This is a genomic window from Variovorax monticola (assembly GCF_051216855.1).
In the GTDB taxonomy this organism is placed as follows: Bacteria; Pseudomonadota; Gammaproteobacteria; order Burkholderiales; family Burkholderiaceae_C; genus Variovorax.
This window is the reverse complement of the sequence record NZ_JBPJZP010000010.1, coordinates 31,872-55,492: the sequence shown is the minus strand read 5'-3', so window position 1 is coordinate 55,492 and position 23,621 is coordinate 31,872. Positions and strand designations below refer to the sequence as shown.

The window sequence follows — 23,621 nt, the reverse complement described above, 5'->3', positions numbered from 1 at the left end:
AACGCGGAAAGGCGTCTAGCGGCGTCCACGCTGCAGGAACGCCACGATGATGATCACGAAGCCCTGCACGGCAGCGTTCAGGTACACGCTGATGATGCTGGTGAGGTTCAGGATGTTGCTGATGACCGAGAGCAGGATCGCACCCACCACCGTGCCGGTGATGCTGCCCGCGCCGCCCTTGAGCGCGGTGCCGCCGACGATCACCGCAGCAATCGCTTCGAGCTCCCACAGCAGGCCGGTGGTCGGCGAGGCCGAGCCCAGGCGCGGCACGTACAGCAGCGTGGCAATGCCCACGCACACGCCGAGCAGCACGTAGGTCATGATCTTCACGCGGTCCACGTCCACCGCCGCGTAGCGCGCCACCTGCTCGTTGGAGCCGATGGCCTGCACGTAGCGCCCGTAGGCCGTGCGGTTCAATATCACGCCGCCGATGATCGCGACGATCACGAACACCCACACCGGCACCGGAATGCCCGCCAGGCTCGCGTAGTACACGGGCGCGTACAGGTCCGACAGGTCGTTGTCGAGCGTGAGCGCGCCGCCGTCGGCAAAGTACGTCAGGTATGCGCGGAAGATGCCCAGCGTGCCCAGCGTCACGATGAAAGGCTCGATGCGGCCCTTGGTGATGAGCAGGCCGTGGGCCAGCCCGAACACCGCGCCGAGCACGATGGCCAGCACCGCGCCCATCACCACCGCCAGCATCGGCGAGCCCGATGCGGGCCCGGCCCAGTTGATGAACATGATCACGCTGCCCGCGATGAGCGCGGCCATGGAGCCCACCGACAGGTCGATGCCGCCCGAGATGATCACGAAGCACATGCCCACCGCGATGATGCCGATGAAGGCCGTGCGCGTGAGCACGTTCATCGCGTTGTCGACGGTGGCGAAGTCGCCGTTGAGCAGCGTGCCGGCGATGCACAGCAGCACGAGGCCGATGACCGGACCGAGGCCGTGCAGGCGCTCGGTCCAGCCGGGCTTGGCTTCGCTGCGGTGCGAGGCCGATTCAGGCTGCGGTGGGGGCGGGGGTGTCTGCTGTTCCGGTGGCATGAGCGATGAGCTCCTCTTCTGTGAGATGGTCCGCGTCCAGCGTGGCGACGAGCCTGCCCGCCCGCATCACCGCGACGCGGTGGCACAGGCCGATCAGTTCCATCAGCTCCGACGAGACGACGATCACCGCGAGCCCTTCGCGGGCGAGTCGCTGGATCAGGAAATAGATGTCGCGCTTGGCGCCCACGTCCACGCCGCGCGTGGGCTCGTCGAGCACCACCACCTTGGGCCGCGGTTGCAGCACCTTGGCGAGCGCCAGCTTTTGTTGGTTGCCGCCCGACAGCGACGAGGCCCTGACCTCGAGCGAGCCGGTGCGAATGCCGTAGTCCTTGACCGCCTCGGCCAGCGCGCCGCGTTCGGCCTCGGGCTGCAGCCACGGTTTCGCATAACGCTCCAGCGCCATCAGCGTGAGGTTCTGGCGCAGGCCGAAGTCCACGTGCAGGCCCTTGCCCTTGCGGTCTTCGCTGAGGTACGTGAGGCCGTGCTTCGCGGCGTCGCGCGGGTTGCGCCAGCCCTTGCCGCCGGGCACGGGCCGGCCGAGCATCTCGACACTGCCGCTCGCGGGGCGCAGGCCGAGCAGGCCTTCGAAGAGCTCGGTGCGGCCCGCGCCGACCAGGCCCGCGAAGCCGAGGATCTCGCCGGGGCGCACTTCGAAGCTCGCGTCCTGCGCCCAGCCGGGCACGTTGAAGTTGCGCACCCGCATCGCAGGCGCATCGGCGGCCACGACGAGGTCGCGCGGCGGGTAGAGGTCGGCCAGTTCGCGGCCCACCATGAGGTTGGCCATCTGGTGGCGCGTGACCTCGGCGGTGGGTGCGCGCGCCACGAAGCGGCCGTCGCGCATGACGATCACCTCGTCGGTCACCTGCTCCACCTCGTCGAGCTTGTGCGAGATGTAGACGATGGTCACGCCGTCGGCGCGCAGCTGCGCGATGAGCTTGAACAGGCGCTCGGTCTCGCCGGGCGTGAGCGTGGCGGTGGGCTCGTCCATGATGAGCAGGCGCGCGCGGCGGGCGATGGCTTTCGCGATCTCCACGAGCTGCTTTTCGGCGACGATGAGCTTTCGCACCTTGGTGCGCGGGTCGACCTGCAGGCCGACGGCGGCGAGCGCGGCGGCGGCGTCGCGCTCCATCGACGCGTCGTCGAGCAGCCAGCCCTTTTTCTTTTCATGGCCCAGGAAGATGTTCTGCGCCACGCTCAGGTCTTCGGCGAGATTGAACTCCTGGTGAATCAGCACGATGCCGAGTGCTTCCGCATCGCGCGAACTCGTGAACTGCTGCGGCTGGCCGTTGATGCGCAGCGTGCCGCCGGTGAGTTGCTCGTAGCCCGCCAGGATCTTCATCATCGTGGACTTGCCCGCGCCGTTCTCGCCGAGCAGCCCGTACACGCGGCCGGGCGCCAGCGCGAAGCTCACGCCGTGCAGCACCTGCACGGGGCCGAAGGCCTTCACCACGCCGTCGAACTCGACAGCGACGCTGCCCTTGGTATCTGCTGCGTTCATGGCGCCACTCCGCGGACCTTCAGCGTCTCATGCATCGCGAGCACGCCCGCGCCCACCAGTCCGCCCTGCATGCCCAGCGGCGTGTACTGGATTTCGAGGTGCCGCGTGGAGAGCGCGAGCGAGCGCTGGTACACGCTCTGGCGCACGGCCGCGAGGAACAGCGGGCCGATGCGCGTGATGCCGCCACCGATGAACACGTGCGACGGATTGAAGAAGTTGACGACCGACGCGAGCATCTGCCCGATCAGGCTGCCGGCGCGCTGGATGATGCCGTTGGCCGCCGTGTCGCCGCCGCGGCTGGCCTGGCCCACGTCGATGGCGTCGATGCGGCCGTGCACGCGCAGGCATTCGGCGAGCGCGGCGCTTTCGCCGGCCTGCGCAGCCTGCACGGCCATGCGCGTGATGGCGGGGCCGGCCGCCATCGCCTCGACGCAGCCGAGGTTGCCGCAATGGCAACGCGGGCCCTCCTGGTCGACGCAGATGTGGCCCACGTCGCCGGCCGAACCGGCCGCGCCGCGGTACACCTCGCCGTGGCAGACGATGCCGCAGCCGATGCCGGTGCCGATCTTGATGACGAGAAAGTTGTTCAGCGAGCGCTTGAGCCGCCACAGCTCGCCGAGCGCCATGAGGTTCACGTCGTTGTCGACGAAGACCGGCGCGGCATAGTCTTCGCGCAGGTAATCGCGGACCGAGAAGCCGTCCCAGGCCGGCATCAGCGGCGGGTTCACGAGCTGGCCGATCTCGAAGTTCACGGGCCCGGGCACGCCGATGCCGATGCCGAGCACGTCCCTGGCGCTGCAGCCGCAGCGCGCCAGCAGTTCGCGCATGAGGATGCGCACGCGCGCCAGCACGACGGTCGGGCCTTCGCGCACGTCGGCAGGTTCGTCGTGCTGAGCCAGCACGGTCAGGTCGGGGCGCAGCACGGCCACGTCGAGGCTGGTGGCACCGATGTCGATGCCCACGAGCACGCCGAGTCCGGCGTGGAGCTGGAGGTTTTCGGCGCGGCGCCCGCCCGAGGAGCGTTGCAGGCCGGCCTCGGCGAGCAAACCCTGGTCGACAAGGCCGGCAATCAGGCCGTTGGCCTTGCTCTTGGAAAAGCCGAGTTGTTCGGCCATGGCATGGCGCGAGCCGCCGGCCGACCAGAAGGTCGTTTCCAGCAAGCGCATTTCATCGGCGGTGATGCCACTCCAACGTGCCACGTCTTGTCTCCGTGTTCTTTTCTTGTCTTCGCGGCGAATACTAGGGGCAGGGCTTCAGCCAGACAAGGCTGAACTTCGACCATATTCAGATCGAAGATGGTCGCAATGGGCTCCAGAAAGACCAGGCGCAAAAAAGCCGCCCGAGGGCGGCTTCTTCTGAGCAGAGAGACGGCGCTCTTGCTTACTTCTTCTGGCGGTACTTGCGCAGCGCCGCGATCTGGGCGGCCATCACGGTCAGCTCCGATTGCGCCATCGCGATGTCGATGTCGCTCTTCGCGTTCTTCAGCGCTTCCTCGGCCGCAGCCTTGGCCACGTTGGCCTTTTCGTCGTCGAGGTCCTTGCCACGGATCGCGGTGTCGGACAGCACGGTGACGGAATGCGGCTGCACTTCGAGAATGCCGCCCGCCACGAAGACGAACTCTTCCTTGCCGTCGGCCGTTTCGATGCGCACCGCGCCGGGACGGATGCGTGTGATCAGAGGGGTGTGACGCGGATAGATGCCGAGCTCACCGGCTTCACCGGGCAGCGCGACGAACCTGGCTTCGCCCGAGAAGATCGACTCTTCCGCGCTGACCACGTCGACGTGAATGGTGTTTGCCATCTGAGTTCCCATGTCGCCTTAGGCGACCTTCTTGGCTTTTTCGAACGCTTCGTCGATGCCGCCGACCATGTAGAACGCTTGTTCCGGCAGGTGGTCGGCTTCGCCGTTCACGATCATCTTGAAACCACGGATGGTTTCGGCCAGCGGCACGTACTTGCCGGGCGAGCCCGTGAACACTTCGGCCACGTGGAACGGCTGCGAGAAGAAGCGCTGGATCTTGCGCGCGCGGGCCACGGCCAGCTTGTCTTCGGGTGCCAGTTCGTCCATGCCCAGGATCGCGATGATGTCGCGCAGTTCCTTGTAGCGCTGCAGCATGCCCTGCACGGCACGGGCCGTGTTGTAGTGCTCTTCGCCGACCACGTTCGGGTCGAGCTGGCGCGAGGTCGAGTCCAGCGGGTCCACGGCCGGGTAGATGCCCAGCGATGCGATGTCGCGCGACAGCGCCACGGTCGAATCCAGGTGGGCGAAGGTGGTGGCAGGCGACGGATCGGTGTAATCGTCGGCAGGCACGTACACGGCCTGGATCGAGGTGATCGAGCCGACCTTGGTCGACGTGATGCGCTCTTGCAGGCGGCCCATTTCTTCGGCCAGCGTCGGCTGGTAGCCCACGGCGGAAGGCATGCGGCCCAGCAGTGCCGACACTTCGGTACCAGCCAGCGTGTAGCGGTAGATGTTGTCCACGAAGAACAGCACGTCGCGGCCTTCGTCGCGGAACGACTCGGCGATGGTCAGGCCGGTCAACGCCACGCGCAGACGGTTGCCCGGGGGTTCGTTCATCTGGCCGTAGACCATGGCCACTTTCGAGTCCTCGAGGTTGTCGAGGTTCACGACGCCGGAGTCGGCCATCTCGTGATAGAAGTCGTTGCCTTCGCGGGTGCGCTCACCCACGCCGGCGAACACCGACACGCCCGAGTGAGCCTTGGCGATGTTGTTGATGAGTTCCATCATGTTCACGGTCTTGCCCACGCCGGCACCGCCGAACAGGCCCACCTTGCCGCCCTTGGCGAACGGGCAGATCAGGTCGATCACCTTGATGCCGGTTTCCAGAAGGTCCTGCGACGGCGACAGCTCGTCGTAGGCGGGCGCCTTGCGGTGGATCGACGCGGTGAGTTCCTGGCTGACCGGACCACGTTCGTCGATGGGCGCGCCCAGCACGTCCATGATGCGGCCCAGCGTGGCCTTGCCGACCGGCACGGTGATGGGCGCATTGGTGTTGGTCACCACGAGGCCGCGGCGCAGGCCGTCGGAAGAGCCGAGAGCAATGGTGCGCACGATACCGTCGCCGAGCTGCTGCTGCACTTCGAGGGTCAGCGCGCTGCCCTCGAACTTCAGTGCGTCGTAAATCTTCGGCATCTGGTCACGCGGGAACTCCACGTCGACCACGGCGCCGATACATTGGACAATTTTTCCTTCAGCCATGACGTTTCCTTCTGGATGGATCTCTAAATAATTGCGACAGGTTCTTGCAGAAGCGTCCTGGTGCCAGTACGGGCCGCTTTTGCAAGAATGCCGGACGGGCCGGCACCCTTGGGTTCAGATACTTGCGACCCGCAACGCGGCCCGTTGTATCGCCTCGATCACACGCCGGCCGCCGCAGCGGCGCCGGAAACGATCTCGGACAGCTCCTTGGTGATGCCGGCCTGGCGGGTCTTGTTGTAGATCAGCTTCAGCTCGCCGATCACATTGCCCGCGTTGTCGGTGGCCGCCTTCATGGCGACCATGCGCGCCGAATGCTCGGACGCCATGTTCTCGGCCACGGCCTGGTAGACCAGCGACTCCACATAGCGCACCAGCAGTTCGTCGATCACGCTTTGCGCATCGGGCTCGTAGATGTAATCCCACGAATGCTGCCCGGCCTCGACCGCGAGCGACTCGGCGGCCAACGGCAGCAGCTGCTCCACCACCGGCTCTTGCTTGATGGTGTTGATGAACCGCGTGTAGCACAGGTACACCGCCGACACCTTGCCTTCGGCATAGGCGTCGAGCAGGGTCTTCACCGGACCGATCAGCTTGTCCAGGTGCGGCACATCGCCGAGGTGGGTGACATGTGCGACCACGCGGGCGCCGATGCGGTTCAGGAACCCCAGGCCCTTGTTGCCGATGGCTACCGATTCGATGGCGTTGCCGGCACTCTGCGCTTCGCGCAGCTTGGCGGTCACGGCGCGCAGCAGGTTGGTGTTCAGACCACCGCACAGGCCCTTGTCGCTCGTCACGACGATGAAGCCGACGCCCTTGGCCTCGTTCGTCTTCATGAACGCGTGCGTGTACTCGGGATTCGCCTTGCCAAGATTGGCCGCGATGGTGCGGATCTTTTCGCTGTAGGGGCGCGCGGCGCGCATGCGTTCCTGCGCCTTGCGCATCTTGGAAACCGAGACCATTTCCATGGCCTTGGTGATCTTCTTGGTGTTTTCCACCGATTTGATCTTGCCGCGGATTTCCTTACCAGCTGCCATGAGAGCTCCTTCTTGCGTCGGTCAAGGCGTCGATCAGGCGAACGACTTCTTGAACGCGGTGATTGCCGCGGTCAGTTCAGCTTCCGCTTCCTTGTCGAGCGCCTTGGCCTTCTCGATCTTGTCCAGCAGCGGGCCGTGGCTCGACTTCAGGAACTGATGCAGGCCATGTTCGAACGGCAGCACTTGCTTGATCTCGAGATCGTCCATGAAGCCCTTGTTCACGGAGAACAGCGTGGCACCCATGAGCGAGATCGGCAGCGGGCTGTACTGGGCCTGCTTGAGCAGCTCGGTCACGCGGGCGCCGCGGTCGAGTTGCTTGCGGGTGGCTTCGTCCAGGTCGGAAGCGAACTGCGCGAACGCAGCCAGTTCACGGTACTGCGCCAAGTCGGTACGGATACCGCCGGACAGGCCCTTGATGATCTTGGTCTGAGCCGACGAGCCCACGCGCGACACCGAGATACCGGCGTTGATGGCGGGGCGGATGCCGGCGTTGAACAGGTTGGTTTCCAGGAAGATCTGGCCGTCGGTGATCGAGATCACGTTCGTCGGCACGAAAGCGGACACGTCGCCGGCTTGCGTTTCGATGATCGGGAGCGCGGTCAGCGAACCGGTCTTGCCCTTGACTTCACCCTTGGTGAAGGCTTCGACGTAGTCGGCGTTCACGCGGGCTGCGCGTTCGAGCAGACGGCTGTGGAGATAGAACACGTCGCCGGGGTAGGCTTCGCGGCCTGGCGGGCGGCGCAGCAGCAGCGAGACCTGGCGGTAGGCCACGGCTTGCTTGGACAGGTCGTCATAGACGATCAGCGCGTCTTCGCCGCGGTCGCGGAAGTATTCGCCCATCGTGCAGCCCGAGTAGGCCGACACATATTGCATGGCAGCCGATTCGGAGGCCGATGCGGCCACCACGATCGTGTAGTCCATGGCACCGGCGCGTTCGAGCGCACGCACCACGTTCTTGATCGACGACGCCTTCTGGCCGATGGCGACGTAGATGCACGTCACGCCCTGGCCCTTCTGGTTGATGATCGCGTCGATGGCCACGGCCGTCTTGCCGGTCTGGCGGTCGCCGATGATCAGCTCGCGCTGACCGCGGCCGATCGGCACCATCGAGTCGATGGACTTCAGGCCGGTCTGCAGGGGCTGGTCGACCGACTTGCGGGCGATCACGCCCGGTGCGACCTTTTCGATCACGTCGGTCAGCTTGGCGTTGACCGGGCCCTTGCCGTCGATCGGCTGGCCCAGGGCATTCACCACGCGGCCGATGAGCTCGGGGCCCACAGGCACTTCCAGGATGCGGCCCGTGCACTTGACGGTGTCGCCTTCGGAGATGTGTTCGTACTCACCCAGAATCACGGCGCCGACCGAGTCGCGCTCGAGGTTCAGGGCCAGGCCGAACGACGGCGTGCCGTCGGCGCTCGGCGGGAACTCGAGCATTTCGCCCTGCATGGCGTCCGACAGGCCGTGCACGCGCACGATGCCGTCGGTCACCGACACCACGGTGCCTTCGTTGCGGATGTTGGCGCTGACCCCGAGGCCCTCGATGCGGCTCTTGATCAGTTCGGAAATTTCTGCGGGATTGAGTTGCATGACTCTTTCCTTCTTTCTTTGTAAGGCGATGGAGACCGTCAGGCCGCCAGCGCAACTTTCATTTGTTCAAGGCGCGCTTTGACGGAGGTGTCGAGCACCTCGTCGCCGACCACCACACGAATGCCGCCGATCAGCTCCGGCTCTTGCCGGACCGTGACCTTGAGCTTGCGGCCGAAACGCTTTTCGAGCGCGGCCGACACGGTGGCCAGGGCCGCCGCGTCGATCGGGAAGGCGCTGTAGACCACGGCGTCGGACGAACCGCTCTTCGCGTTGGCCAGTGCCCGGAACTGCTTCGCAATTTCCGGCAGCACCGAAAAACGCCCGTTATCGAGGAGCGCGGACAGGAAGTTCTGGGCAGGAGCGGCCAGCGGTGCACCGAATGCACCAGTGACCACGCCGATCACCTGTTCGGCCGTGGCCTTCGGGTTGTCGGCGAACTGCTGGAGCTCCGGATTGGCCGCGATGGCGGCTACCTTTTCGAGCCAGGCGCTGGTTCCGGCGACGTCGGACGACGACGCCTTGAAGAGCGCCTCGGCGTAGGGGCGTGCAATGGTGGCGAGTTCTGCCATGGCTTCTATCAGAGTTCGGTCTGCAGACGGGCGAGCAAATCGGCGTGGACGCCTGCATTCACTTCCTTGCGCAGAATCTGCTCTGCGCCCTTGACGGCCAGCGCGGCAACCTGCTCGCGCAGTGCTTCACGGGCTTTCACTGCCTGCTGGTCGGCTTCGACGCGTGCGGCTGCAACGATCTTGTTGCCTTCCTCGGTCGCGCGAGCCTTGGCCTCTTCAACGATGGCCTGGGCGCGACGTTCGGCGTCGGCAAGACGCTGTGCGGACTCGTTGCGTGCCTGACCCAGTTCGGCTTCCACGCGCTTGTTGGCAGCGGTCAGCTCGGACTTGGCCTTGTCGGCGGCAGCGAGGCCTTCGGCGATCTTCGCAGCGCGGTCGTCCAGCGCTTTCGCGATGGGAGGCCACACAAACTTCATCGTGAACCCGACCAGGATCAGGAACACGATCATCTGAACGATCAGGGTACCGGTAATGCTCACTTTTTACCCTCTCTTTGGGATTGAATGCGAAGCCATTCCGCAGTGGGGAACGACGACACGGGTCCGAGGAGAAAGACTTACTTCGGCAGCAGAGCGATCTGGGCCAGGAACGGGTTGGCCGTTGCGAACCACAGAGCGATACCGGTGCCGATAATGAAAGCGGCGTCGATCAGACCGGCCAGCAGGAACATCTTGGTTTGAAGTTCGCCCATGAGTTCAGGCTGACGTGCGGCCGACTCGAGGTACTTGCTGCCCATGATGCCGATGCCGATACATGCGCCCACAGCGCCCAGACCGATGATCAGGCCGGCGGCCAGTGCAACAAAGCTAATAACTTCCATGATGACTCCTAGAGGACTTTGGTTGAAGAGAAAACAAAAAACAAAAACGAAAACGAATGATCAGTGGTGCTCGTGAGCCTGGCCGATGTAGACCAGCGTCAGCATCATGAACACGAAGGCCTGCAGCGTGATGATCAGGATGTGGAAGATGGCCCAGGCGGTGCCCGCAACGATGTGGCCGAAGGCCAGGAAGATACCGGTGGCCGACAGCGTGAAGGCGCCGCCCATGAGGGCGATCAGCAGGAAGATCAGCTCACCGGCATACATGTTGCCGAACAACCGCATGCCGTGCGAGACCGTCTTGGCGACGAACTCGATCATCTGCATGGCGAAGTTGAAGGGGTACAGCGCCCAGTGGTTGCCGAAGGGTGCGGTGAACAGCTCGTGGACCCAGCCGCCGATGCCCTTGATCTTGATGTTGTAGTAGATGCAGATCAGCAGCACGGCGACCGACATGCCCATGGTCACCGAGAGGTCGGCGGTGGGCACGACGCGCAGGTAGGCGTGGTGCGGGTCTTCGCCGGCAATGTGGAAGATCTTGGCCCAGATGGCCGGGAACAAATCGACCGGGAACAGGTCCATTGCATTGAGCAGGAAGATCCACACGAAGATCGTGAGCGCCAGCGGAGCGACGAACTTGCGGCTCGTGGCGTTGTGGACGATGCCCTTGGCCTGCTGATCGACCATTTCGACGAGCAGTTCGACAGCCGCTTGAAAACGGCCGGGAACACCCGAAGTGGCCTTGCGGGCAGCCAGCCAGAGCAGCCAGCAACCCAGCACGCCGAGCAAGATCGAAAAGAAAAGTGAGTCGAAATTGAAAACAGTCAGGTCCGCAACGCCCCCAGGCTTGGAGCTTTGCAGGTGCGTCAAGTGGTGAACGATGTATTCACCCGCGGTCTGACCATGTTCCGCAGCGTTTTCAGCAGCCATTCCGTTACTCGTCTCTCTGTTTCCGGCGCCGGGGCGAGAACATCACCGCCAACCAGGCCGCCTTCATTGTCACCACCAGGCCGATCAGCATTGCTGGCCAGCTCAGCGCCGTAATCAGCCTTGGCGCAGCGATCAGCATCGCCACCGACAAGGCCATCTTGACCATTTCCCACAGGAAGAATCCGAACACGGCTGTGCCCGGATTCAAGGAAGAAAACCGACCGGTCAGCCCGCGTGCGAAAACCGCCGATGGAACAACCACCGCGATCGCACCGTAAGCGGCGGACCAACCCAGATTTTGCCTCCCCGTCAGTCCCCAGGCGGCCAAAGCCACCACCAGACCGACAGCCAACTGACCCGCGACCACCCGCCATGGGGAGACCGAAGGGTTCTTTGCTCGCAGTTCACGCGCCTCATCGGCGGTCAACGGCTTGAATTCTGCGTCGAGGTCTTCAGCGACCTCCGAGTCTTGTCGGGCGATTGTTTTCATTTCGAATGAAGCCCGGATGACGACCCAGAATCTACAAAGCCATTGATTATAAGTAAAAACCCAAGCGCTCCCGCCATTCGCCGTGTCGCGCATGCAAATCGCCGCCGGATTCCCTGACGCGAACCCGACGCGGCACCGCCAACCATAATTCCGGCATGCACCCTATCACCGACGCCCTGCCCGCCACGCTTTGTTACCTCGACGGCGAATACACCGCCCTGCGAGACGCAAAGATCAGCGTGCTCGACCGCGGCTTCATCTTCGGCGACGGCATCTACGAATACGTGCCCGTCTACTTCGGCCAACCGTTCTGCTTCGAGGAGCACATGGCGCGCCTGGCCCGCTCGCTCACCGAACTGCAGATCGACAACCCGCACTCGCTCGACCAGTGGCGCGACATCGTCATGCGCCTCGTGGCGCCCGGTGGCGATGCACCGCAGTCCGTGTACTTTCAGGTGACGCGCGGCGTGGCGCCGCGCGACCACGCGATGGTGCGCGGCCTGCGCCCCACGGTGTTCGTCATGGTGAACCCGCTGCCGCCTATTTCTCAGGCTGTGCGCGCCCAGGGCGTGGCCTGCGTCACCGCGGCCGACTTTCGCTGGCAGAAGGCCCACATCAAGAGCACCAGCCTGCTTGGCGCCGTGCTCGCCCGGCAGATCAGCGTGGAAGCCGGCGCTGCCGAAACCATCATGTTCCGCGACGAATGGCTCAGCGAAGCCTCGTCGAGCAACGTGTGGATCGTGAAGAACGGCCAGCTGATGGGCCCGCCCAAGGACAACCTCGTGCTCGCCGGCATCCGCTACGGCCTGTTCGAGCGCCTGTGCGGGGCACGCGGCATTCCCTTCGCGCTGCGCCGCATCTCGCGCGGCGAGGTGTTCGGCGCCGACGAGCTGATCATTTCCTCGGCCAGCAAGGAGCTGCTGCCCGTGGTCGCGCTCGACGGCCAGGCTATTGGCAACGGCCGACCCGGCCCCATTTACGACAGCTTGTACGAGGCCTACCAGGAGGCCAAGGTACGCAACGCACACAGGCAAGGAGCCCCGGCATGACCGACGACACCACCCCCATCGATACCCCCATCGACACCACCGCGACCCCGGAGACCGCCGCGATCCCCGACCCGCGCAAGGAATCGCTGATCGAGTACCCCTCGCAGTTCCCCATCAAGGTGATGGGCGTGAAGGCCGACGGCTACGTGCATGCGATCACGAAGATCGCCGAGCAGTTCGACCCCACCTTCGACGCCACCACCGTCGAGCTGCGCGACAGCAAGGGCGGCAACTACCTGGGCGTGACCATCACCGTCACGGCCACCAGCCGCGAGCAGCTCGACGACCTGTACCGCGCGCTGTCCGCGCACCCGCTGGTCAAGGTGGTGCTTTGAGCCTGCGCTGGCGATTCGCTGCGGCGGCACTGTGCGCAAGCGGCCTGCTGGCCGCCTGCACGACGGCGCCCAACCCGTACTACGACGCCAGCCGCAAGCACCACCGACCCGGCGGCTTCCAGGACAACTACGTCGAGTTCAAGCCGAAGAACTTCTTCACCGACGTGCTGATCGGCTGGCAGCTGCCCTCGTGGTTCAAGGGCCTGCCGCCCGCACCCGAAGCGCCGCCGCCCGTCGTCTCGCCCGAGCTTGCGTTTCTCCAGGCCAACACCGGCGCGGCAACGCAGCCCGCAGCCACCTTCATCGGTCACGCCACGGTGCTCGTGCAGCTGCCGACCTCCGGCGGCGGCCTCAACGTGCTGACCGACCCGGTGTTCGGCGAGCGCGCCTCGCCCGTCTCGTTTGCCGGGCCCAGGCGCTTCCAGCCGCCCGGGGTCGCGCTGAAAGACCTGCCGCACATCGACCTGGTGCTGATCAGCCACAACCACTACGACCACCTCGACGAGGGCAGCGTGAAAGCGCTGAACGCGCAGGCCGGCGGACCGCCGCTGTTCGTGGTGCCGCTGGGCATTGCGCCGTGGCTTGCGCAGCGCGGCATCGCGAACGCGATCGAGCTCGACTGGTGGGACAGCATCACGCTGCCCCGGCCTTCCGCCGGATCGCTCCAGGCCGCGCAGGTGCGCGTGCAGCGCAACGGCGCGGGCATTGCCACCGACACGCCCGATGCGGTGCAGGTGTTCCTCACGCCCGCGCAGCACTGGAGCGCACGCGGTCTCGGCGACAGGATGCAGACGCTGTGGGGCGGCTTTGCGCTGCTGTCGCCTCAGATGCACCTCTTCTATTCCGGCGACACCGCCTACTCGCAGGACTTCGCCGACATCCAGGCCCGCCTCGCGCCGCGCCAGGGCACTGCCCAGGGCGGCGGCTTCGACCTGGCGTTGCTGCCCGTGGGCGCCTACGAGCCGCGCTGGTTCATGAAGGACCAGCACGTCAACCCCGACGAGAGCGTGCGCATCCACCGCGAGCTGCACGCCAAGCGCAGCCTGGGCGTGCACTGGGCCACCTTCGCCCTGACAGACGAAGCGCTCGACCAGCCGCCCAAGGACCTGGCCGTGGCCCGCAAGGCCCAGGGCCTGCCCGACGACGCCTTCTTCACGCTCGCCATCGGCGAGACCCGCAAGCTGCCCGTGCGGCAGGCCCTGCCATGACCGACACCACCGCTGCCGCCCCCGCCATCGAACGGCATCCGCTGGGCCGCGTCGGCTATGCCGACACCTTCGCGGCCATGAAGCAATTCACGCGGGAACGCACGCCGGACACGCCCGATGCGCTATGGATCTGCGAGCACGCCCCGGTCTTCACCCAGGGCGTCGCGGGCCGGCAGGACCACATCCTGAACCCCGGCGACATTCCGGTCGTGCAGACCGACCGCGGCGGCCAGGTCACCTTCCACGGTCCCGGCCAGGTGGTGGTGTACCCGCTGGTCGACCTGCGCCGGGCGGGCTATTTCGTCAAGGAATACGTCTACCGCATCGAGGAATCGGTGCTGCGCACGCTGGCCCATTTCGGCGTGACCGGCCACCGCGTGCCGGGTGCGCCGGGCATCTACGTGCGGCTGGACGACCCGTTCTCGCATGCCGCATTGACCGGCCCGCTGCCCGCCGGCGACCCCTTTCGCGGCCTGGGCAAGATCGCGGCGCTGGGCATCAAGGTGAGTCGCCACGCCACCTACCACGGCGTGGCGCTGAACGTCGCCATGGACCTCGAACCCTTCTCGCGCATCAACCCTTGCGGCTATGCGGGGCTGCAAACGGTCGACCTTTCTACAATCGGCATCCAAACCACATGGGAAGAAGCCGCCACGGTGCTGAGCCAGAAGCTCTGCGCCTTCCTGGCGCCTTGAACTACCAATGAGCACCACAGAAGTCGTCCGCGACGCCCAGAGCGCCGAAAACTACAACCCCCTGGCCAAGCAGAAAGCGGCGGCCAAGCTCTCGCGCATCCCCGTCAAGGTCGTGCAGACCGGCGAAGTGCTCAAGAAGCCCGAATGGATCCGCGTGAAGGCCGGCAGCCCCACCACGCGCTTCTACGAAATCAAGCAGATCCTGCGCGAGAGCAACCTGCACACCGTGTGCGAAGAGGCCTCCTGCCCGAACATCGGCGAATGCTTCGGCAACGGCACGGCCACCTTCATGATCATGGGCGACAAGTGCACCCGCCGCTGCCCGTTCTGCGACGTGGGCCACGGCCGCCCCGACCCGCTGGACAAGGACGAGCCGCTCAACCTGGCGAAGACCATCGCCAAGCTGCGCCTGAAGTACGTGGTGATCACCAGCGTGGACCGCGACGACCTGCGCGACGGCGGCAGCCAGCACTTTGTGGACTGCATCACGAACATCCGCGAGCTCTCGCCGATGACGCAGATCGAGATTCTGGTGCCCGACTTCCGCGGCCGCGACGACCGCGCGCTCGAAATCCTGAAGGCCGCGCCGCCGGACGTGATGAACCACAACCTGGAAACCGCGCCGCGCCTCTACAAGGAAGCGCGCCCCGGCAGCGACTACCAGTTCAGCCTGAACCTGCTGAAGAAGTTCAAGGCGCTGCACCCGAAAGTGCCGACCAAGAGCGGGATCATGGTCGGCCTCGGCGAGACCGACGAAGAGATCCTGCAGGTGATGCGCGACATGCGCGCCCACGACATCGAGATGCTGACCATCGGCCAGTACCTGTCGCCGTCGGGCTCGCACCTGCCGGTGCGCCGCTACGTGCACCCCGACACCTTCAAGATGTTCGAGGAAGAGGCCTACAAGATGGGCTTCAGCCATGCAGCCGTGGGCGCGATGGTGCGCAGCAGCTACCACGCCGACCAGCAGGCCCATGCGGCCCAGCAGGCGCACGCCGCGGGCGGTTGAGCGTTTAAAAAAGCAAATGGAAAAGGCCCGTCGAGGGCCTTTTTCAATGGCGGCACAAGGCAACGCGTGGCGCCCGCAGGCCTAAGGCAAGTCCAGCCTGTACCCCACTCCGTAGATCGACCGGATCAGTTCCTGCCCCCCGCTCGCCGCGTCCAGCTTGCGGCGCAGGTTCTTCACATGGCTGTCGACCGCGCGATCGGTCACCGCGCGCTGGTCGGCATGCACGTGGTCGAGCAGCCTGTCGCGCGACAGCACGCGCCCGCGCGCGTCGGCCAGCGCCTTCAGCAGGCGGAACTCGATCGGCGTGAGGTCCAGCGCAGCGCCCTGCCACGAGGCCTTGTAGCCCTGCGCGTCGATCTGCAGCGCAGACACCTCGCGCGCGGCATGGCCGCTGCGGCGCAGCAGCGCCTTCACGCGTGCCACCACCTCGCGCGGGCTGAACGGCGTCTTGCAGATGTAGTCGTCCGCGCCGATCTCCAGGCCCATCAGGCGGTCGGCCTCCTCCACGCGCGCGGTGAGCATGATGACCGGCACGTCGCTGAACAGGCGCAGCGCACGGCACACGCTCATGCCGTCCTGCCCGGGCAGCATGAGGTCGAGCAGCACCAGGTCGGGCCGGCGCGCCTTCACGCTGGGCACCACCTCCAGCCCGTTGGCCAGCCATGCCGAGGTGTAGCCCGAGGCCTGCAGGTAGTCGGCGAGCAGCGCGGCCATGCGCGGCTCGTCCTCGACGATCAGGATGTGCGCGGCCAGGGGAGGCGTCATGGGGGTGTCGTTCATCGCCGGTCCTCAGGCGCGCGGCAGCCGAACGGCCACCCACAGGCCGCCCAGCGGCGAGGCCTGGGCCTCGATGGTGCCGCCGTGCGCCTCCACGATGCTGCGGCAGATCGACAGGCCCAGCCCCGCGCCGCCGCTCGCGCGGTTGCGCGAACCTTCGCCGCGAAAGAAGCGCTCGAACAGGCGCGGCAGTTGCGCCGCCTCCACGCCGGGCGCCGAATCCATCAGGTCGATGGCAAGTTGCGCGCCTTCCTCGCGCGCCGCGATGCGCAGCACGCCGCCCGCATCGGTGTAGCGGCAACTGTTGAGCACCAGGTTGCTGAACAGCTGCTGCATGCGCCGCTCGTCGGCGAACGCCACCAGCGGCTGCGCCGGCAGGTCCAGTTCCAGCCGCAGGCCCGCCGAGGCCAGCCGCTCGCGGAAGGCATCGACACTCGCCTCGACCAGCTCGCGAAGGTCCACGTCGGCCTTGCGGTAGGCCAGCGCGCCCACGTCGGCCAGCGACAGGTCGTACAGGTCGGTCACCAGCTTGTTGAGCATGCCCACCTCGTGCTGCAGCGCGCGCACGGCCTGCGCGTCGAGCCGGCGCACGCCGTCTTCCATGGCTTCCAGCTCGCCGTGCAGCACGCCCAGCGGCGTGCGCAGCTCGTGCGACACGTCGGCCATGAATTCGCGGCGCATGCGCTCGTTGCGCTGCAGCGTGTGGGCCAGCGAATTGAAGTCGCGCGCCAGCTGGCCCACCTCGTCCTGCGAGGCCACCGCCACGCGGCTTTCGTAGTCGCCGGCGGCCAGCCGGTGGGTGGCCGCGGCCACGCGCTTGACGGGGCCCAGCAGCACCCGCGCGATCCACCACGCGATGCCCGCGGCCAGCAGCACGCACAGGCTGCCGATGACCCAGCTGGCGCGCGCCTGGTTCTGCTGGAAGCGCTGGTCGCCGGCCTCGCTCACGTTCTGGAACGGCGCCATCACCACCCAGCCCACGGTCTTGCCCTCGACCACCACCGCGCGTTCCGTCGAACCCTTTCGCGCCTCCCTGAAGCCGGCGATCCCCCGCCGGTCGGCGTCCAGCAGGCCCACGCGCAGCATGGCGCCCGTCAGGTCGGACACGGGCGGCGGCGTGCGTCCCGGCTCGAAGCGCTCACCGCTGGCCAGGGGCGCGGGCCGCATGATCTCGAACCACGGCCCCGGACCTTCGCGCAGAAAGTCCCAGCTGCCGTGCTGCCGGTAGGCCGCCACGGCGTTGGGCACCACCGCGTCCAGCCGCTCCACGCCCTGCTCGTTGAGGTAGCCGACAAAGCCGCGCTCGAAGTTCCAGCGCGAGGCGGCGCCCATCGCGACCACGGCCAGCACGGCGGTGGCCAGCACGGCGAGAAAGAGCTTGGTGGTGATGCTGATCTTCATGAAGGCCCGAAAGATAAGCCAGAAGGCGCGTGTCCGGTGCATCGCCGCCCCATGGCCGCGCGGGCCGTGGCACCTTCACACTCGCTCCACATTCGCTGAAGACCATGGGTTCCAACCTGATTGGAAACCCGCCCATGTCTTCTCGCTTCACCCGCACCGGCCTCGCGTGCGCCCTGGCCCTCGGCCTGCTGGGCGGCATCGCGGGGTGCTCCGGCTCTTCGTCCGCACCGCCTCCCGCACCCGCCGCCGCGCAGGTCAGCGTGGTGACCCTGCAGCCTGAAAACCAGCCCGTCACCACCGAGCTCTCGGGCCGCACCCGTGCCCGCCTGAGCGCGGAGATTCGCCCGCAGGTCGGCGGCATCGTGCAGCAGCGGCTGTTCGAAGAAGGCGCGCTGGTCAAGGCCGGCCAGGTGCTCTACCAGCTGGACCCGGCCAGCTACCAGGCCGCCTACGCCAGCGCGCAGGCCAGCGTCGCCAAGTCCGAGGCCACGCTCAATTCGGCAAAGACCTCCGCACGCCGCAACGCCGATCTCGTGAAGATCGACGCCGTGAGCCAGCAGACCAACGACGACAGCCAGGCCACGCTGCAGCAGGCCCAGGCCGACCTGGGCGTGGCGCGCGCCGCGCTGGACACGGCGCGCATCAACCTGGGCTTCACGCGCATCACCGCGCCCATCGCGGGGCGCATCGAGGCTTCCGCCGTCACGCCCGGCGCGCTGGTCACGGCCGGCCAGACCACGGCGCTCACCACGGTGCAGCAGCTCGACCCGATTCACGTCGACGTGACGCAGTCGACCACCGAGCTGCTGCGGCTGCAGCGCGAACTGGCCAGCGGCGCGCTCAAGAGCAGCGCGAACAAGGGCGAGGCCGCGGTCCGGCTGATGCTGGAAGACGGCACGGCCTACGCCCACGCCGGGCGCCTGCAGTTCGCCAGCGTCACGGTGAACGAAGGCACCGGCGCGGTCACGCTGCGCATCCTGGTGCCCAACCCCGAGCGCACGCTGCTGCCCGGCATGTACGTGCGCGCCGTGCTCGAAGAAGGCGTGGCCGAGCAGGCGCTGCTGGTGCCGCAGCAGGGCGTGACCCGCACCGCGAGCGGCGACGCCTCGGCGCTGGTGGTCACGGCGGAAAACAAGGTCGAGAAGCGCGCGCTGAAGGTGTCGCGCGCGCTCGGCAGCCGCTGGCAGGTCACCGAGGGGCTGAAGGCCGGCGAACGCGTGATCGTCGAAGGCTCGACGAAGGTGAGGGTGGGCGACACGGTGAAGCCGGTGGCCGCCACGGACACCACGGTCGCCGCCGCGGCCACCCCGGCCACCGCGCGCTGAGGCACCGCACATGGCACGCTTCTTCATCGACCGGCCCATCTTCGCGTGGGTCATCGCCATCGTCATCATGCTGGCCGGGGCGCTGTCCATCAGCACCTTGCCGCTGGAGCAATACCCCGACATCGCGCCCACCAAGGTGTCGATCAACGCCACCTACCCGGGCGCGTCGGCCAAGACCATCGAGGACTCGGTCACCCAGGTCATCGAGCAGAAGATGAAAGGGCTCGACCGGCTGAGCTCGATGTCCTCGAGCAGCACCTCCTCGGGCACCGCGCGCATCGAGCTCACCTTCGAGGCCGGCACCAACGCCGACGTGGCGCAGATGCAGGTGCAGAACAAGCTGCAGCAGGCCATGTCGCAGCTGCCGCAGTCGGTGCAGAGCCAGGGCGTGACGGTCACCAAGTCGGGCACCGACATCATGATGATCGTCTCGCTGACCTCGCAGGACGGCAGCGCTTCGTCCACCGACATCGGCGACTACATCTCCAGCAGCCTGCTCGACGTGCTGAGCCGCATCGACGGCGTGGGCGACGTGCAGGTGCTGGGCTCGGGCTACGCCATGCGCATCTGGCTCGACCCGGCGAAGCTGCAGAAATATTCGCTGATGCCGTCGGACGTGACGAGCGCGCTCACCAGCCAGAACACCGAGGTCTCGGCCGGCCAGCTCGGCGCACTGCCCGCCATTGCCGGCCAGCGGCTCACGGCCACCATCACCGCGCGCAGCAAGCTGCGCACCGCCGAGCAGTTCCGCGAGGTGATCGTCAAGTCGGACAGCGCCGGCGCCGTGGTGCGCCTGGGCGACGTGGCGCGCATCGAGCTGGGCAGCGAGAGCTACACCGTCAACTCCCGCTTCGACGGCAAGCCCTCCGGGGGCATGGGCGTGAAGCTGGCCACCGGCGCCAACGCGCTCTCGGTGTCCAACGCGGTGAAGGCCAAACTGGCCACGCTGGAGCCCTTCTTTCCGAACCAGATGAAGGCCGTGGTCGGCTACGACACCACGCCCTTCGTGCGCATTTCCATCGAGGAAGTGGCCAAGACGCTGGGCGAGGCCATGGTGCTGGTGGTGCTCATCATGTATCTCTTTCTGCAGAACCTGCGCGCCACGCTGGTGCCCGCCATCGCGGTGCCGGTGGTGCTGCTGGGCACCTTCGGCGTGCTGTCGCTGCTGGGCTATTCGGTCAACACGCTCACCATGTTCGGCATGGTGCTGGCCATCGGCCTGCTGGTGGACGATGCCATCGTGGTGGTGGAGAACGTGGAGCGGCTCATGGCCGAGGAAGGGCTCTCGCCCCTGGAGGCCACGCGCAAGTCGATGCGCGAGATCACCGGTGCGCTGGTGGGCATTGCGCTGGTGCTGTCCGCCGTGTTCATTCCCATGGCCTTCTTCGGCGGCTCCACGGGTGTGATCTACCGGCAGTTCTCGGTGACCATCGTCGCGGCCATGCTGCTGTCGGTGGTGGTGGCGCTCACGCTCACGCCGGCGCTGTGCGCCACCCTGCTCAAGCCGGTCAAGGCGGCCGGGCATGCGCCGCGCAGCGGCATCGGGGGCCGCTTCTTCGGCTGGTTCAACCGCAGCTTCGAGCGCAATGCCGAGCGCTACCGCTCGGGCGTCGGCGGCATCCTGCACCGCGGCAAGCGCAGCCTGCTGGTGTATGCGCTGCTCGCGGGCGTGATGGCGCTGACTTTCATGCGCCTGCCCACCTCGTTCCTGCCCGACGAAGACCAGGGCACGCTGATGACGCAGATCAAGCTGCCCGCCAGCGCCACCGACGAGCAGCTGCGCCAGACCATGAAGGTCTTCGAGGACTACCTGGCCACGCAGAAGGAGGTGGGCCACTACATCACGCTGACCGGCCTGAGCGGCGACCAGGCCACGGGCAACGCCTTCATCACGCTGAAGGACTGGAGCGAGCGCAGCGGCAAGGCGCAGGACGCCGCCTCGCTGGCACGCCGCTTCACGCAGGAGATGTCGGCACGCGCCGGCAACGCCAGCGTGTTCGTGATGCTGCCGCCGGCCGTGCGCGGCCTGGGGTCGAACGCCGGTTTCGACGTGCAGCTGCAGGACCTGGGCGGCATCGGGCACGACGCGCTGGTGAAGGCGCGCGAGCAGTTTTTGGCGCTCGCGCGCAAGGACCCGGCGCTCAGCCAGGTGCGCAGCAACAACCTGGACGACACGCCGCAGTTCGCCATCGACATCGACGACCGCAAGGCCGCCGCGCTGCGCCTTGCCACGGCGGACATCAACGACACCCTGTCGAGCGCGATGGGCGGCAGCTACGTGAACGACTTCGTGAACAACGGCCGCGTGAAGAAGGTCTACGTGCAGGCCGACGCGCCCTTTCGCATGCAGCCCGACAGCATCGACGGCTGGCACGTGCGCAACGCCAACAGCGAGATGGTGCCGTTCTCGGCCTTCGCCAGCAGCCGCTGGACCTACGGCTCGCCGGAGCTGGCGCGCTACAACGGCATGTCGTCGTTCGAGCTCATCGGCGACCCGGCCGCGGGCGTGAGCTCGGGCGCGGCGATGGACGCGGTGGAACGCATCATGAAGCAGCTGCCGCAGGGCATCGGCTACGAATGGGCGGGCAGCTCCTACCAGGAGCGGCTGTCGGGCTCGCAGGCGCCGCTGCTGTACGCGGTGTCGATCCTGTTCGTGTTCCTGTGCCTGGCCGCGCTGTACGAGAGCTGGTCGATCCCGTTCTCGGTGATCCTGGTGGTGCCGCTGGGCGTGCTGGGCGCGGTGGTGGCCACCAAGCTCGCGGGGCTGTCGAACGACGTGTACTTTCAGGTGGGGCTGCTGGCCACGGTGGGCCTGTCGGCGAAGAACGCCATCCTGATCGTCGAGTTCGCCAAGCAGTTGCAGGACGAAGGCATGGCCCTGGTCGACGCCACGCTGCAGGCCGTGCGCCTGCGGCTGCGCCCCATCCTCATGACCTCGCTGGCCTTCATGTTCGGCGTGCTGCCGCTGGCGTTGAGCACCGGCGCGGGCTCGGGCAGCCGCCGCGCCATCGGCGTGGGCGTGCTGGGCGGCGTGGCGAGCGCCACGGCGCTGGGCATCTTCTTCGTGCCGCTGTTCTTCGTGGTGATCCGGCGCTTCTTCGCGCCGAAGACCCGACCCGCGGCGGCGCCCACGCTGCCCGCACTTGCTGAAACGGGAACCCCATGACCGCCGTGAATTTCCGACGCTGCGCGCTGGCCGTGGCCGCATTGCTGGCCGGCTGCGTCAACCTCGCACCGGTCTACTCGCGGCCGGACGCGCCGGTGGCCTCGACCTGGCCCACGCCGTCGAACGCGAAGGCCGACGCAGCCACACCCCCTGCCGGCTGGCAAGACTTCATCACCGACGACCGGCTGCGCCGCACCATCGCGCTCGCGCTGGCCAACAACCGCGACCTGCGCGTGGCGGTGCAGAACATCGAGAAGGCGCGCGCGCAGTACGGCGTGCAGCGCGCCGAGCTGTTCCCCAGCGTGGCCGCCACGGCGGGCGCCACGCGCCAGCGCACCTCGGCGGCCGCGAGCAGCAGCGGCGAGTCGGCCATCGGCACGCAGTACACGGCGGCGCTGGGCTTCAGCAGCTACGAGCTCGACCTGTTCGGCCGCGTGCGCAACCTGAACGAGGCGGCGCTGCAGAGCTACCTGTCCACCGAGGCCACGCGCCGCAGCACGCAGATCAGCCTGGTGGCGGAAGTCGCCTCGGCCTGGCTCACGCTGGCGGCCGACCGCGCGCGGCTGCAGCTGGCGCAGGACACGCTGGCGAGCCAGCAGCGCTCGTACGCGCTGACCGGGCGCATGCACGCGCTGGGCGCCAGCTCGGCGCTGACGCTCGCCCAGGCGCAGACCACCGTGGACTCCGCGCGCGTGGACGTGGCCAGCTACACCGCGCAGGTGGCGCTGGACCGCAACGCGCTCGACCTGCTGGCCGGTGCCACGGTGCCCGACGAGCTGCTGCCCGCCGCCGGCCTGGCCCCGGACAGCGCAGCCAGCGCGCTGGTCGATGTGCCCGCGGGCCTGCCCTCGGCCTTGCTGCAGCAGCGGCCCGACGTGCTGGCCGCCGAGCACACGCTGCAAGGTTCCAACGCCGACATCGGCGCGGCGCGCGCGGCCTTCTTTCCGAGCATTTCGCTGACGGCGAGCGCGGGTTCGTCGAGCACGGCGCTGTCGGGACTGTTCAAGGGCGGCAGCGGGGCGTGGAGCTTCGCGCCCTCCGTGAGCATTCCGATCTTCAACGCGGGCAGCAACCGTGCCAGCCTGGACGCCGCCAGGGCGCAGCGCGAGATCGACCTCGCCACCTACGAAAAAACCGTGCAGACCGCGTTCCGCGAAGTGGCCGACGCGCTGGCCACGCGCGCCTCGCTGGGCGAGCAGCTGGCGGCGCAGCAGTCGCTGGTGGACGCCACGCAGAAAAGCTTCACGCTGTCGAACGCGCTCTACCGCAACGGCAGCTACAGCTACCTCGAGGTGCTGGACGCGCAGCGCTCGCTGTACACCGCGCAGCAGACGCTGATCGGCCTGCGCCTGTCGGAGCAGGGCAACCGCATCACGCTCTACAAGGTGATGGGGGGCGGGGATACCGAGCAGCCAAGGGTGAAGGCCGAGACGACCGCCTCGTCCCGCTGAAGGGTTCGGCG

The 23,621-nt window shown here is 67.1% G+C and carries 22 protein-coding genes; 8 read left to right on the top strand and 14 right to left on the bottom strand.

Translation table 11 applies throughout. The features are described 5' to 3' along the window. Positions 1–15: 15 nt before the first annotated feature. From ACSFA5_RS31650 to ACSFA5_RS31595, 12 genes are all read right to left on the bottom strand, one after another. The gene (locus ACSFA5_RS31650) at positions 16–1,047 is read right to left on the bottom strand and encodes an ABC transporter permease (protein ID WP_435448004.1); all 1,032 of its coding nucleotides are present in this window, start codon (positions 1,045–1,047) and stop codon (positions 16–18) included. Next, the gene (locus ACSFA5_RS31645; RefSeq protein ID WP_435448003.1) at positions 1,004–2,545 is read right to left on the bottom strand and encodes a sugar ABC transporter ATP-binding protein; all 1,542 of its coding nucleotides are present in this window, start codon (positions 2,543–2,545) and stop codon (positions 1,004–1,006) included. Before ACSFA5_RS31645 ends, ACSFA5_RS31650 begins: the two co-directional genes overlap by 44 nt. After that, positions 2,542–3,711 (bottom strand): ROK family protein, encoded by a 1,170-nt coding sequence (locus ACSFA5_RS31640; RefSeq protein WP_435448039.1) that lies wholly within the window; start codon positions 3,709–3,711, stop codon positions 2,542–2,544. Before ACSFA5_RS31640 ends, ACSFA5_RS31645 begins: the two co-directional genes overlap by 4 nt. Before the next feature lie 214 nt (positions 3,712–3,925). Next, complete coding sequence (locus ACSFA5_RS31635; protein ID WP_435448002.1) at positions 3,926–4,345, bottom strand: F0F1 ATP synthase subunit epsilon; 420 nt, start codon at positions 4,343–4,345, stop codon at positions 3,926–3,928. An 18-nt stretch (positions 4,346–4,363) separates the two neighbouring features. Continuing rightward, entirely contained in the window at positions 4,364–5,764 is a 1,401-nt protein-coding gene (gene atpD / locus ACSFA5_RS31630; protein ID WP_435448001.1) for a F0F1 ATP synthase subunit beta, read from the bottom strand. A 158-nt stretch (positions 5,765–5,922) separates the two neighbouring features. After that, positions 5,923–6,798 (bottom strand): F0F1 ATP synthase subunit gamma, encoded by an 876-nt coding sequence (gene atpG / locus ACSFA5_RS31625; RefSeq protein WP_435448000.1) that lies wholly within the window; start codon positions 6,796–6,798, stop codon positions 5,923–5,925. A gap of 33 nt (positions 6,799–6,831) precedes the next feature. After that, positions 6,832–8,385: a F0F1 ATP synthase subunit alpha gene (gene atpA / locus ACSFA5_RS31620; protein ID WP_435447999.1), complete on the bottom strand. Its 1,554-nt coding sequence runs from the start codon at positions 8,383–8,385 to the stop codon at positions 6,832–6,834. A gap of 38 nt (positions 8,386–8,423) precedes the next feature. Next, entirely contained in the window at positions 8,424–8,954 is a 531-nt protein-coding gene (locus ACSFA5_RS31615) for a F0F1 ATP synthase subunit delta (protein ID WP_435447998.1), read from the bottom strand. 8 nt (positions 8,955–8,962) lie between these two features. Then, entirely contained in the window at positions 8,963–9,433 is a 471-nt protein-coding gene (locus tag ACSFA5_RS31610; RefSeq protein WP_435447997.1) for a F0F1 ATP synthase subunit B, read from the bottom strand. Positions 9,434–9,510: 77 nt separating this feature from the next. Further along, positions 9,511–9,774 carry a F0F1 ATP synthase subunit C gene (gene atpE, locus ACSFA5_RS31605; RefSeq protein ID WP_093443444.1) on the bottom strand — a complete coding sequence of 88 codons (264 nt, stop codon included), beginning with the start codon at positions 9,772–9,774 and terminating at the stop codon, positions 9,511–9,513. A gap of 60 nt (positions 9,775–9,834) precedes the next feature. Beyond that, entirely contained in the window at positions 9,835–10,704 is an 870-nt protein-coding gene (atpB, locus tag ACSFA5_RS31600) for a F0F1 ATP synthase subunit A (protein WP_435447996.1), read from the bottom strand. Between the two features lie 4 nt (positions 10,705–10,708). Next, on the bottom strand, positions 10,709–11,194 hold the full coding sequence (locus tag ACSFA5_RS31595) for an ATP synthase subunit I (protein ID WP_435448038.1): 486 nt from the start codon (positions 11,192–11,194) through the stop codon (positions 10,709–10,711). Positions 11,195–11,349: 155 nt separating this feature from the next. Here ACSFA5_RS31595 and ACSFA5_RS31590 point away from each other — a divergent pair, with 155 nt between their 5' ends. The 5 genes from ACSFA5_RS31590 to lipA are packed head-to-tail and all read left to right on the top strand — an operon-like array spanning position 11,350 to position 15,490. After that, positions 11,350–12,243: a D-amino acid aminotransferase gene (locus tag ACSFA5_RS31590; RefSeq protein ID WP_435447995.1), complete on the top strand. Its 894-nt coding sequence runs from the start codon at positions 11,350–11,352 to the stop codon at positions 12,241–12,243. Continuing rightward, complete coding sequence (locus ACSFA5_RS31585) at positions 12,240–12,578, top strand: YbeD family protein (RefSeq protein ID WP_435447994.1); 339 nt, start codon at positions 12,240–12,242, stop codon at positions 12,576–12,578. Before ACSFA5_RS31590 ends, ACSFA5_RS31585 begins: the two co-directional genes overlap by 4 nt. Next, entirely contained in the window at positions 12,575–13,786 is a 1,212-nt protein-coding gene (locus ACSFA5_RS31580) for an MBL fold metallo-hydrolase (protein ID WP_435447993.1), read from the top strand. Before ACSFA5_RS31585 ends, ACSFA5_RS31580 begins: the two co-directional genes overlap by 4 nt. Continuing rightward, positions 13,783–14,481, top strand: a complete 699-nt coding sequence (gene lipB, locus ACSFA5_RS31575; protein WP_435447992.1) for a lipoyl(octanoyl) transferase LipB — start codon at positions 13,783–13,785, stop codon at positions 14,479–14,481. The genes ACSFA5_RS31580 and lipB overlap by 4 nt, the downstream gene beginning before the upstream one ends. Before the next feature lie 7 nt (positions 14,482–14,488). Continuing rightward, positions 14,489–15,490, top strand: a complete 1,002-nt coding sequence (gene lipA, locus ACSFA5_RS31570) for a lipoyl synthase (protein WP_435447991.1) — start codon at positions 14,489–14,491, stop codon at positions 15,488–15,490. An 81-nt stretch (positions 15,491–15,571) separates the two neighbouring features. Here the strand turns inward: lipA and ACSFA5_RS31565 are convergent, their stop codons facing one another. Both ACSFA5_RS31565 and baeS read right to left on the bottom strand, forming a co-directional pair. Further along, positions 15,572–16,270 carry a response regulator gene (locus tag ACSFA5_RS31565; protein ID WP_435447990.1) on the bottom strand — a complete coding sequence of 233 codons (699 nt, stop codon included), beginning with the start codon at positions 16,268–16,270 and terminating at the stop codon, positions 15,572–15,574. A 9-nt stretch (positions 16,271–16,279) separates the two neighbouring features. Then, positions 16,280–17,668 (bottom strand): sensor histidine kinase efflux regulator BaeS, encoded by a 1,389-nt coding sequence (baeS, locus tag ACSFA5_RS31560; RefSeq protein ID WP_435447989.1) that lies wholly within the window; start codon positions 17,666–17,668, stop codon positions 16,280–16,282. Positions 17,669–17,802: 134 nt separating this feature from the next. Between baeS and ACSFA5_RS31555 the strand changes: the two genes are divergently transcribed. Genes ACSFA5_RS31555 through ACSFA5_RS31545 form a run of 3 tightly spaced genes read left to right on the top strand, consistent with a single transcriptional unit; the run spans position 17,803 to position 23,610 of the window. Beyond that, positions 17,803–18,993: an efflux RND transporter periplasmic adaptor subunit gene (locus ACSFA5_RS31555; protein WP_435447988.1), complete on the top strand. Its 1,191-nt coding sequence runs from the start codon at positions 17,803–17,805 to the stop codon at positions 18,991–18,993. Positions 18,994–19,003: 10 nt separating this feature from the next. After that, a complete protein-coding gene (locus ACSFA5_RS31550; RefSeq protein WP_435447987.1) occupies positions 19,004–22,159 on the top strand; it encodes an efflux RND transporter permease subunit in 3,156 nt (1,051 codons plus the stop codon). Next, positions 22,156–23,610 (top strand): efflux transporter outer membrane subunit, encoded by a 1,455-nt coding sequence (locus tag ACSFA5_RS31545; protein WP_435447986.1) that lies wholly within the window; start codon positions 22,156–22,158, stop codon positions 23,608–23,610. The genes ACSFA5_RS31550 and ACSFA5_RS31545 overlap by 4 nt, the downstream gene beginning before the upstream one ends. Positions 23,611–23,621: the final 11 nt, after the last annotated feature.